Source organism: Paenibacillus glycanilyticus, from assembly GCF_030161375.1.
GTDB classification, from domain to species: domain Bacteria; phylum Bacillota; class Bacilli; order Paenibacillales; family Paenibacillaceae; genus Pristimantibacillus; species Pristimantibacillus glycanilyticus_B.
On sequence record NZ_BSSQ01000034.1, the window covers coordinates 26,218 to 38,334 of the forward strand.

Annotated in this window: 11 protein-coding genes; all 11 read right to left on the bottom strand. The window is 50.1% G+C overall.

Annotated features, from left to right (window positions below):
* Positions 1-280: 280 nt before the first annotated feature.
* Complete coding sequence (gene ftsH, locus QQK89_RS29065) at positions 281-2,293, bottom strand: ATP-dependent zinc metalloprotease FtsH (protein ID WP_284242266.1); 2,013 nt, start codon at positions 2,291-2,293, stop codon at positions 281-283.
* Positions 2,294-2,398: 105 nt separating this feature from the next.
* Positions 2,399-2,938: a hypoxanthine phosphoribosyltransferase gene (gene hpt, locus QQK89_RS29070; protein ID WP_012772064.1), complete on the bottom strand. Its 540-nt coding sequence runs from the start codon at positions 2,936-2,938 to the stop codon at positions 2,399-2,401.
* A gap of 54 nt (positions 2,939-2,992) precedes the next feature.
* Positions 2,993-4,417, bottom strand: coding sequence for a tRNA lysidine(34) synthetase TilS (gene tilS / locus QQK89_RS29075; RefSeq protein WP_284242268.1), 1,425 nt, complete (start codon positions 4,415-4,417; stop codon positions 2,993-2,995).
* Positions 4,418-4,466: 49 nt separating this feature from the next.
* The gene (locus tag QQK89_RS29080; protein WP_284242269.1) at positions 4,467-5,384 is read right to left on the bottom strand and encodes a serine/threonine protein kinase; all 918 of its coding nucleotides are present in this window, start codon (positions 5,382-5,384) and stop codon (positions 4,467-4,469) included.
* Complete coding sequence (locus QQK89_RS29085) at positions 5,368-6,099, bottom strand: vWA domain-containing protein (protein ID WP_284242270.1); 732 nt, start codon at positions 6,097-6,099, stop codon at positions 5,368-5,370. Before QQK89_RS29085 ends, QQK89_RS29080 begins: the two co-directional genes overlap by 17 nt.
* Positions 6,100-6,301: 202 nt before the next feature.
* Positions 6,302-8,797, bottom strand: coding sequence for a stage II sporulation protein E (gene spoIIE / locus QQK89_RS29090; RefSeq protein ID WP_434481806.1), 2,496 nt, complete (start codon positions 8,795-8,797; stop codon positions 6,302-6,304).
* An 894-nt stretch (positions 8,798-9,691) separates the two neighbouring features.
* A complete protein-coding gene (locus tag QQK89_RS29095; RefSeq protein WP_284242271.1) occupies positions 9,692-10,198 on the bottom strand; it encodes a S1 domain-containing RNA-binding protein in 507 nt (168 codons plus the stop codon).
* Positions 10,199-10,295: 97 nt separating this feature from the next.
* Complete coding sequence (locus tag QQK89_RS29100) at positions 10,296-10,607, bottom strand: FtsB family cell division protein (RefSeq protein WP_284242272.1); 312 nt, start codon at positions 10,605-10,607, stop codon at positions 10,296-10,298.
* A gap of 18 nt (positions 10,608-10,625) precedes the next feature.
* Positions 10,626-11,231 carry a spore cortex biosynthesis protein YabQ gene (gene yabQ, locus QQK89_RS29105; protein WP_284242273.1) on the bottom strand — a complete coding sequence of 202 codons (606 nt, stop codon included), beginning with the start codon at positions 11,229-11,231 and terminating at the stop codon, positions 10,626-10,628.
* Entirely contained in the window at positions 11,228-11,512 is a 285-nt protein-coding gene (gene yabP / locus QQK89_RS29110) for a sporulation protein YabP (RefSeq protein WP_284242274.1), read from the bottom strand. The genes yabQ and yabP overlap by 4 nt, the downstream gene beginning before the upstream one ends.
* Positions 11,513-11,611: 99 nt before the next feature.
* Positions 11,612-12,117, bottom strand: a 506-nt coding sequence (locus QQK89_RS29115; RefSeq protein ID WP_284242275.1) for a DUF817 family protein, incomplete at its 5' end; no start/stop codon positions are given.

Genomic DNA, 12,117 nt, shown 5'->3' on the forward strand with positions numbered 1-12,117 from the left:
TTCTTGATGTCCACCGCCACTATTCTCCTTAATTATAATTACAATCTAACAGCCGTCAATCATATTATGTCACCTAATTTGACACAGAAATTATGTTCAACTTTAATACCTATAAATATGTAACATTTGTGCAGGTTTATTAGAAAATACTGAACAAGTAACTAACATCCCTTCAGTTAGACTCTTTTTAATACCCCTTATATCCGAACGATAACCATTGCACATAAAAACAGCTGCCTCATGTCTGCTACAAAGCAAACATAAGACAGCTGTTTGTTTATTAGGACCCTTTGTTTGGATCTTCGTCGTCTGGCTTTTGTTCGTCCAGATCAGGAGGCGTAATATCGCCTGCTTCACGGGTTTGAATGCGAACCTTGACGCCGCCAATGGTATCAACGATTGGCTCGGAGGTCGATTCAGCCGATCCGCTTCCTTCTCCGGTTGGCGATTCGCCGCCTTCAAGAGCGCCGGATTCGATGAGATTCTTAATCTGTTCGAGCTCGAGCGTCTCTTCTTTAAGAAGCGTTTGAGCGATCAGATGAACTTCTCTTGTCTTCTCCGTCAACAATTGCTTCGCACGAGTGTAGCAATCATTGATAAAGTTTTGCATCTCTTGGTCGATCTCATAAGCGATCTTATCCGAGTAGTTCTGCTCGTGGCCAAGATCTCTGCCTAGGAACACTTGACCTTGCGTTTGGCCGAACTGCATTGGTCCTAGCTTATCACTCATACCGTATTCCATAATCATGCTGCGTACGATGCCAGTAGCTTGCTTGAAGTCGCTGTAAGCGCCAGTACCAATCTCGCCGATAAACAACTCTTCTGCAACACGTCCGCCAAGCAGACCCGTTACTTTATCAAGCAGCTCTTGCTTCGTTACAAGCATGCGGTCTTCCTTCGGAAGCATAATGACATAACCGCCAGCGCGTCCGCGTGGAATAATCGTAACTTTATGCACCGCGTCGGCATGTTCCAAGAAGTAACCAACAATAGTATGACCTGCTTCGTGATAAGCGACGATACGCTTCTCGCGCTCGCTGATGACACGGCTCTTCTTCTCCGTACCAACGATAACGCGGTCAATCGCTTCATCAACCTCTTGCATCGCAATGTCTTTCTTGTTGCGGCGGGCAGCTAGGAGGGCCGCTTCGTTCAGCAGGTTCTCCAAATCCGCACCGGTAAAGCCTGTCGTACGTTTGGCGATGACGTCAAGCTTAACGTCTTTAGCCAAAGGCTTGTTGCGCGCATGTACTTTCAGTACCGCTTCGCGGCCTTTTACGTCTGGACGGTCAACCGTAATTTGACGGTCGAAACGTCCCGGACGAAGAAGCGCCGGGTCAAGAATATCCGGACGGTTCGTCGCAGCGACGATAATAATGCCTTCATTGGCACCAAAACCGTCCATTTCAACGAGCAATTGATTGAGCGTTTGCTCACGTTCGTCATGTCCGCCGCCAAGTCCGGCGCCGCGCTGACGGCCAACTGCATCAATCTCGTCAATAAAGATAATACAAGGAGCGTTTTTCTTCGCGTTCTCGAACAAGTCGCGGACACGGGATGCGCCGACACCGACGAACATTTCCACAAAGTCCGAACCGGAGATGCTGAAGAACGGTACGCCTGCTTCGCCGGCTACAGCACGGGCAAGAAGCGTTTTACCTGTACCCGGAGGACCTACAAGGAGCACGCCCTTCGGAATACGTGCGCCAACCACGTTGAACTTGCGAGGATCCTTCAGGAAGTCAACGACTTCGACAAGCTCTTGCTTCTCTTCGTCGGCACCTGCCACATCCTCAAACGTGATGCGCTTCTTCTCTTCGTTGTACAGCCTTGCGCGGCTCTTGCCAAAGTTCATCACTTTGCCGCCGCCGCCTTGGGCTTGATTCATCAGGAAGAAGAACAAAATAAATATGATCACAAACGGAATTATGGAAGTAAGGAACGTAAGCCAGATGCTTGGTGTGTCCATAGGCTTGTAGTTCAACTTGAATCCATGTTGCTGCTGTGCAGCGAGAATATCTTCTCCCGCTTCTAAAGCAACCCGCGAGGAGAAATTCTTCTCTCCGTTTTTGGAGTCCGCAGGTGGCTCTTTATATTTACCTGAAACCAAATAAGTATAACCATCGTACTTCACGGTCAGTTCTTCCACATTGTTGGAACTGATCGCTTGTTGAAGCTGATCGTAACGAATTCCGACGGTAGTATTATTTTGGCTGCTGATAAACTGAATAATCCCAACCGTTACTAAAAAGATGATCAAATAAAATCCAGTGTTACGGATGATCCGATTCATCCCCTACCTCCTCTCAAGACGCTTCTAATATTTTAACATAGCATGACTTTCCATCTCAATAGAACTAAGAAGCGAAGGGAAGTCATGCCGGCTTAACCGCAAAATCTATTTCTCGTAAACTTCCGGCTTCAGAATGCCAATGAACGGAAGGTTGCGGTATTTCTCTGCGTAATCGAGGCCGTAGCCGACAACAAACTCATCCGGCAACGAGAACCCGGTGTAGTCCGCTTCCAGATCAACGGAGCGGCGCGCAGGCTTATCGAACAGCGTTGCAACCGTTACCGACTTGGCATTGCGGCGCTCCAGCACGTCGATCAGATAGCTCAGCGTCAATCCGCTGTCAATAATATCTTCGACGATCAGGACGTCTCGCCCTTCTACGGAAGCATCAAGATCTTTAATAATCTTTACGACGCCCGACGATTTGGTCGAAGCCCCATAACTCGATACGGCCATAAAATCGATCTCAAGTTTAATCGGCATCTCTTTGACCAGGTCGGACATGAAAATAAACGCACCTTTGAGGACGCAAATAACGAGCGGATTTCGCCCGTCGAAGTCACGGCTAAGCGTCTCGCCGAGTTCCTTCACTTTCGCTTTAATTTGTCCTTCGTCGTAGAGTACCTCTTTAATATCGTTCAACAAAATGTAAATCCTCCTATATCTTTCACTTTATAATTATGAATACAGCAGTGCTTCTTATTCGTTCTCCATTCGAATGAACAGGAAGTCCGTTGTCTCATGACCGGTAAGCGCATGGCTGGAACGACGGATGCCCGGAATCCAGAGCAGTTGGCCTTCCGCATCAACAAGCAGCGGATAAGCTTCACGCTCCGAAGGCGCGATCTTTTCGTCAACGAACATATCTTGCACTTTTTTGGAGCCGTTTAATCCTAAAACCTGAATTCGGTCGCCGGGCTGCCGATTGCGTACCGTCAGCGGAAAAGCGATACTGTCCGCATCAAAGCAAACTTCGTTCCTGCCCGCCGGTTTCACCGCATCCCCCCGCTTCAGACGCTCCACATAAAATCTACGTCCGCCAGCCGCAATGGTAACCTTCCCCGAGTCATGGGGGATGGAGTATGCATATGGAGACGGTCTGTCTGATGCGTTAAGCACTCGAACCCACCGTATGCTGCTATACTCACGGATGCACCGAACACCCGAGCCTGCATCATATCGCCAGGTACTCGGGGCTTTTGGGCTTGCCGCCAGCCGCATTGTCTCAATCGCATCAAAGGAGGCAATTTCTGCATCCTTCGAAAGATAATTTAATATTAGTTTAATCAATCTTCTTTGTAAAGCGACATGAAGGCCTGACAGCGCACCCGCGTCCAACTTGCATTCATCCGGCGTTGACGTCACAAGGGAAGCAAGCAGCCTTTGCCCTTCATGCTCCATCCATTCATCCTCAGCCCCCGCCACATCGGCGATCCGGCGGAGCGAATGGGAAAGCTGCGGATTAAATTGCGAAAGATAAGGGATTACATCCAGCCGAACGATATTTCGAAAATAGTAACGCTCATTATTGCTGCTGTCGAGGCAGTAAGGAATGCTGTGCCCGTCGCAGTAGCGCACAATGTCTGACTTGTTCATACGAAGTAATGGACGTATAAGTTCCACGTTTTTTTCTTGCCGTTTCGCAGCCATGCCCGCAAGTCCGGTAAGGCCCGCGCCGCGGATGACGCGCATGAGCACCGTCTCCGCCTGATCGTCGGCGTGATGGGCCAGGGCAATAGCCGTTGCGCCGTATTTATGTGCCGTCTCATGCAAAAAGGCGTAGCGCTTCTCGCGGGATGCCGATTGCGCATTTATTCCTGTTTCCTCTATGTATGCGGGCATATCCAGCTCGATCATTTCAAAGGATACGCCCAATTCCGCTGCAAACTGACGCACAACCTCCGCCTCCTGCAGCGATGCCTCCTTGCGGAAGCCATGATTGACGTGGGCAGCAATGATGGTGAGCTGCTCCTGCCGCGCCGCCAAACAAAGCAGGTACAGCAGCGCCATTGAATCGGGACCGCCGGATACAGCGGCCACGATTCGGTCGCCTTTCGACCATAGCTGTTCATTTGCTGCATATTTCATCATCTCGGTCAGCAGCTTATGGTCCCCCGTTTCCATATGCGTATGTATCTCCCCGTTCCCTTTTAGTTAATTCTATTTCTATGGCTTATATACCACCGCGGAGCAGCCAATAAACCGAAATGCCGAGCACAACCGCCGAAACGGCGGCAAGACCCTTGAGCCAGCCCGGCGTCCTTGAGCTTTTGATCCGCGTATCTTTGCGGTGCAGCAGCCTCCGCCAAGCTTCCGCTCCTTCAGAAGCATCATAGAATCGTCCGGAGAGCGCCTGCTTCAGCCAACCCGCTACGGGGGCCAGCCCTTTGCATTCGCCAATTAAACGTTCCAGCTCTTCGGCCGAGCGAATCTGCGGAAGACCTCCCGACAACGCTTGGAGTTTCTTCGGCTCATAGAGCATGATGCAAAGTACGGCAAATGAGAACAGATCGTATCTCGCATCCGCCGAACGCGAGCCCGCATTCCAATAACCGCGGTCATACATCTCGGTAAATTGGCGAATCCCCTTGCCCATGGCCGTTACGCCGCCATAATCGACTAGCTCGACGTAACCGTAGTCGGCCACCAGCACATTGTCGATCTTCAAATCGCCGAACACCCAGCCCTTGCGATGCAGCTCGGCAAGCTTGCCAAGCAGGTTAAGCCCCATAAGGGGGAACCACTCCGGCCCGTTTTTCGCCAAAAACTCAGAAATCGTTACTCCGCGCACGTACCTCATAATATAGAAAGGATACTCTTTCCCGTCCGGTCCGAGCAGATCGTCCACTTCATACAGATAGGTCTGCTTGCGGTCCTGCTTCTCGAGAGCCTGCAGCACGTTGATCTCAGACTGCAGATCGATGGCATCCATTCCAACTTTAAGCGCGCACCAGCCGCGGTCAGCATGAACGAGATACACCTTGCCGTTTGCTCCCTCTCCGAGAAGCCGCTCCACGCGATAACGGGAATGCTTCCACTTCCCTGTTATAACGGTACCGCGACGGAGATTTAACTTAAACGACGTAGTCACTCATCATCCCATCCGTTTCATCATCGTTTCTGCCCTTCTTACCATAATCCCCCTGCCGGTAAAAATCAATGACCTGCATGAGCGCAGGTCCGGTCGGCGTCGTGCCACTCATCGGCAACTTCGTAAATATAGAGGAAATACCTTTTAAATTATCGGTCCATTCCAGATCCAGTTTGCAGTCCTCGCCGTACTTGGTACTTGGAAAATGGAAGACGGCAATCTCGCTATGTCCTTGACGCGCTTGCAGGCTTAACATAAGATCATGAATCGCCTCCTCCACGGCACGAAGCTTCGGCTTCATGCTGGCGCTGGCATCAATCAAAAGGGCAACTTGAAGTTTCGATGTCTCGCCAAGTTCATCAATTACTCGTACGACCTCGCCCCGCTTCTCGGGTGGGAGCGCTTCGATCGAACCGTTTCCGAGCACCTGCTTCAGCTCCTTCTGCACGGCAAGCTGAATCGTTTGTACCGCTGTTTTCCGCGTCATCATTTGTACCGTCTGCGACAGCTGCCGCGTATTTACAAGCCTGCTAAGACCTCCTCCGGCACGGGCAATCTCTTCGATTTCCGATGCGCCAAGCTCGCCTACGTCACCATAATCCAGAACGCCTACGACGTTTACGGCAATCCCTTCCGCCTTGGCATGGGCCGCGGCTACAACAGGACTCATCCCGACATTCGAGCAGCCGTCCGTAATCAGCAAAATTTGCTTCATGGTTCTTTGCCTCCTCTTCAAACAAACATACTTTCTCTATTAGTTTTGCCGTTTGAAGCGAGGGATAAACCGCTAGATTGCCAAGAAATTATGTATTGAAGCCATCTTTGAAATGATAGAAGCCAAAAAGGCTCCCGGCCAAGCGCTCCCTGACGCGCCTTAGCCTAAGAGCCTGCATCCTCCCATCTATCATCTACCTCCTTCAGCTAACCGTACGGGGCCGTTCCAGCCGGGTAAGCCCAGGCCAGCGGAATGACGCCCATTCCGGCAAATGTTTATCGATCCGCGCGACAAGCACGGTCATATCATCATTAATCTCGCCCTCATGGTACCTTACGACGGTCTCAAGCAGAGCATCGGCCATCTCTTGCGGATCCTCGGTCTTGAGCTCGTGAATAATCCGCTTCATCCACATCTCCTTATTGACCGCATGGCCCGGCGCGTCATAAATGCCGTCGCTCATCATAACGATCGTATCCCCCGGCTGCAGCGGCATGGAGATCAGATCAAAATCGATGTCCTGCAAAATACCGACAGGCAAGTTATTGGCCGTTACCGGAATCACCTCGTTCCCTCGTTTAATAAAGCTTGGCGTAGAGCCAATCTTCATAAAGGTTGTTTTGGCTGTATATAAATCAATCATCGCCAGGTCAATCGTCGCAAACACTTCATCCGGCGATCGCAGGAGCAGGATTGAATTAACCGATTTGATCGCCAGCTTCTCATCCATGCCGGACTTCAGAAGCTGCTGCAAAATGGACAGGGCTGCGCTGCTCTCTTGACGCGCACGCTCCCCATTGCCCATGCCATCGCTGATGGCTACGGCAAACTTGCCATTACCAAGCTCGAGCATGCTGAAGCTGTCTCCCGACAGCAGATCGCCGCCTTTCGCGGCACCGGCAATGCCGGTCTCCACCTCAAACTCCTTGGCCGACCCAAATACAACAAGCGTCGGTTCGCCTTTCTTCTCAGCCGGCCTTTCGGATTTGACGGCTACGTGTTCGCCAAGAATGTCCGATAAGAGCGGAGCAATGATTTTGCGGCACTCATCGTATCCTCTTGCGAAGTGGTGGTAAAGCTCGATCTCCACATTCCCCTCCTCTAGATTTATGACTTCAATCTCCTGAATAGATAAGCCCAACCCCTCCAATGCTTCGCGGATTTGTTCTTCCTGCAGGTGAAGCGTTTGTCCCTCCCTCTTAATCTCGCGCGCCAGATCTTCCATCACCTGCGAAACGCCCGATAATTGATCCGCCACAAGCTGGCGGGAATCGAATATTTGTTTTTTCCAGTGCATATCATTTCTATAAAGCTCGTACTCCTGCTCGATAATGCCGATCACTTGTGCCGGCTTCGTGCAATGAGACGACCATGTGCGCGGCATATTATGCGTAGGTATGCGATCCTCGTCTACCGCAGTGATCATATCCTTCATCATCTGATAGGTTTGGAAGTACTTGCCCTCCCAGCAAGCCTTGTTCCGGTGGCAGTCGGCGCAGCTCCGCGCGGATACCGTCTGCATGAAATGGCTAAGTTCCTCCTCTTGCTTCACGGGTACGTTTTCCGTGTTATTCAATTGGCCAAAGCTCTTGGAGAGCTGTTTGAACACCTCCGAATATTGAGATACCCGATCAGCGGTCACATCGCGCACGCGTTTGGCATATTCATGCTGGCTCTTAGCATGCTCGTTTGTACCCGGAACATAACGGGCAATGGTTCGAATCATAATTTTTGGTGTAAGCATAAGCAGAACGGCTGCCGCCACAGACTCCCAGGTTGAAGTCATTACATCCGACCCGCTGCCGACGTAGACAGCAAGGATCGAGGTGCCAAGCAGCATGCCAAAGGCCACCGCGGCTTTGCCGCCTTCCCGCAGAAGACCGGCAAGCAAACCTGCAAATGCAAGCAGACTCATCTGCACAACGGCATTCAAATCCGCAAGGCTAAGAATCAGACCGGCTACTACGCCGACACAGGCGCCAAGCGGAGCCCCTCCAGCAAGTGCGAACAGCACGAGCAGGAACCGCGACATAATATGTTCAACGGAAAGACCGTATATTTGCCACCCTACCGCCCCGGTCATGACGGAGGCAAGGAGAATCATGAGGCAGATGATTTCCTCGTTCTTGAGAGAAGCGGACTTCTTCGACATGGTCAGAACCGGTATGGCCTGAATGAAGACAAGCGTAAGCACAAAGCTAAGCGCCGCCTCGACGACCACCATCATGAACCCATACCAGCTCATCGTGTCTCCTATGAAGAGTCCAAATAGCTGCACAAGTAAGGTGGAGATAAAGACGAGTAAGGGAGCAGTCCCGAGCTCCGCCTTCTCGTAAGCCTCCAGGCCTTTAAATAATAAGAACAGAACGGCGAGCTCCATCCCGATCCATAAGGGTGCGGGCGTAACCGCGAACCAGCTCCCGGCCACCAGCGAGACTGCCGTCCAAGCGAACGCGTCTTTTCGAAGAAAGTAGACGACTGCGAAATAAGCCGCCGCGAAGGGCATTAACGATTCCAGAATCACAGCCCTTCCAAGGAGGAAACCAAGCCCCACGAGCATAATGGTCCATTTCTTTGCGAGCACCAACTGTACCATCCTTCTGGAAGATAACCATCCGCGGCCCTTCTCCATTATGGAATGTCCCCATCCCATTTGTTGCTCACCTGCAGGAAACATAATGACATTTTCTTTTTTCATCTCGAACACCACCCATTTCGGTTTATTGTGTTTCCAATTATAGGAGCATGTCCGTATGAAGTTTGTCAGTTTACCGTGGGCAAGCATAAGTTTTTTCCGACAAATGGAAAATAGGCAGTCCGCAAAATGTCAACGCTTTCAAAACCGCGCCGCGACTGAATCCAAACCTTACACGTGACTATTGGCATGGCTGCTGCTTCAACAAAAAACGTCGCGTCGCGCCTTCTTCTACACACAAAATCTTTGTTTTCTGCTGTCGGGAATGCAAGGACAATCGGGGAAATGAACTAAAACTTTTTTTTGAGGAGAGGTATATTTTTAGAAAAAAGGCATAGAGAGCATAGAAAAAGGCTGGTTTGGAGCTGAGCGCGGGGCTGCAAAAGCTATTTATGACGCTGGGAAAGCGTTGGAGTAGACAACCGGAGGCTGTAGGAAACTGATTTTATGCGGAAGTTTGTCAGTTGGAATGATTTTTATTACCCTGTCTGAGGATATTAGAAACAAGGGGGATAATGAGGTAGGGAAGAATAAACCGTTTAGAGATAAGGTTAGTTTTTACGCCGAATGCTGTGTGAAAACCTTGAGCGAAGTAATTCGAAGAGGAGCGCCCGCGCTTCAGATGTAGGTTTTAACGCCGAAGGCTGTGGTGAGAACACCTTGATCGTAGCAATCCGAGGATGAGCGACCGCGCTTCAGATGTAGGTTTTAACGCCGAATGCTGTGTGAAAACCCTGATCGTAGCAATTCGAAGAGGAGCGACCGCGCCTCAGAGGTAGGTTTTAACGCCAAAGAGACCTCGTAAATTCCGGTTATACGGAATTTTTAAGGTCTCTTGTGGTAAAAAAGGCAGAACCGTTTAGGTTCTGCCCTCATATGATTGTATAAAATCCAGCTTTAGACCCGTTTAGCCCCGCGTCCGCCGCGTTTGCCTTCGGTATTTTTCTTCAGGGAGGAAATCCGTTCTTCGCTATCTTTCAAGAAGCGAGACATTTTATCCTCGAATGACGGTTTGTTGTAAGACGGTCTGCCAGCCGACTGCTTGTTGAAAGGACGTCCACCACGGTCTTGACCGCCGCCTCCACGGTTAAAACCTCCGCCGCCGCCCCCACCGTGGCCGCCGCCAACACGAGGTTCACGTTGCTGTGGTGCTGCTTGGCCTTCTGGCCGGTCGACTGCCTGCTTGATGGAAAGTCCGATCTTGCCGTCTTTATCGACGTTGATCACTTTGACTTTAACAACATCGTCAATTTTCAGGTGATCCTTCACGTCTTTGACGTAGTTATCGGCAATTTCCGAGATGTGAACGAGCCCTGTGACACCCCCGGACAAATCAACGAATGCTCCGAAATGCGTTATGCCTGTCACTTTGCCTTCTAACTTGGCTCCTACTTCAATTGCCATAAAATAAAATGTTCCTCCCTAAGCTAAATAGCGTTACTACCGTGATTATAACTTAATCGCCAAAGTAAGGTCAACAGACGTTCACCCGTTGTGGCGTCTATTTAATGACCTGAATCTGCTGTTCTCCAGGTGTTACCATCCCTTGTTCTTTGGTTGCTAGTTGACTGATATATTCGGGATCGTTAAGCCGATCGATTTGCTGCTGAAGCTGTTTGGACTGTACGGTGGCCTCGTCTACCTGCTTCTTGATCTCCGTCAATTGGGCTTGTGTAGTGCGGGAATCCTTGATTTGTCCTATAAAGGTATACACCGCCCAGCACAAAAATAGAGTGACGAACATCGCCCAAATGCGCAAACGGCGTTTGGATCCTGCGTTCCCTGTCGATGGATTGGCTGTGGCAGCTGTCATACATAAACCTCCCAAAAACTAAAACAGGCGTTTCCATAATTTAATCACGCCTGATTGCAGTTTGTCCCATCTCTCCTTGAACTTCAAGCTGGCAAGCTTTGGTCCAAGCCATCGCCATAGCGGACGAATAAGAGGACCTAATAGAAAACGCAGCAGAAGCCAAAATGGTCTTACCAATTGTAGCACAATTTTTAACAGGAAAATAGTGAGTGCAGTCCCAAATCCAATTAATACGCGAACCAATCGATATAGCAAAATAATAGGCTTGACGATAAGAAGCTCAAAAGTCCGGACGGTGAACCGGATTAAGGCTCGTACCGCTTCAATAACCCATTTCACTATTCGGATAACCGGTCTGCTCAGCAGCCAGTAGTAGCTAAGCACACCGAAAAGCAAGCCGATAAAAACATACGCCCGCACCTCGCCGTAGTTGCTGGCGTACAGCACACGGAAAACAAGAAGCGCTGCGGCGAGCCAGTACACCATATCGAGTACCGGCAACGTCCACCGCGGAAAGCGCAATTCATTCGACACGACCCGATAACCGTCGAAGATCACGCCCATCCCGATGCCCGACAGCAGCATCATCCCCATTGTGAAAAACTGAAGGCTTAAGGAGGTCACTTAAATAACTTCCCGAATAAGCCTTTTGTTTTGGTAGAGGCGTTGGCGTCCAAATAGGCGAGCGAATGGACAAACCCCTCAATGGCGACCAGGTTTTGCTCTAGATTAAGATGCTTGATATGCAGGTTTTGCCCTTTTATCATCAGGAAGCCTAGATCGGTATCGAGCAGAAACTCTTCGCTGTCGAAACTTTCCACATTCAAGACGCCGGTAATTTCGAGCAGCTTGCGATTCAGCATTTTGACTTCCTGCCGCTTCTGCCCCTTGTTTTGTTCAACCATTGACCCGTCCCTCCACTTCGAAAGCATAGCTTGAGACTAGCTTATGGGTGTAGGACGAACTTTAGAACAATATTAACTCTACTCTTTCTTCTTGCAAAGCTAGAGAGACGGATTGCCGCCATCTCTCGCACTCTTCACCCGCTTCAGCTGCGCGACGATAATAACGCTGATAACAACAAGCAGGAACCAGGAGCTGATTTTGCCCAAATGGACGAGCTGCCAGGTACGTTCTTGATTCGGATAGGCCCATGCGCCCATAAACGTCGATATATTTTCCGCCAGCCAGATGAAAAAACCAATAAGGAAAAACGATAATACGGCATGCATGCGATACGTTTTGCCTCCAACCACGTAAGTGAAGAAGGTCCGGAAGAAAACAATGATCAGAAGAACCGTCAGCAGGTAGCGCAAATCCCATATATAGTGATGAGTAAAAAAGTTCAAGTAAATTGCTGCGCAGATCATGACGACATACCGCTTACGCGGCCAGCCATGCACGGAAATCGACAGCCGTCTCCAAGCCTGGCAAATATAACTTGCGACGCTGGCGTACATAAACCCGCTATATCGTATTATGAGATCAACCATTTCTTTCTGGTTGATCC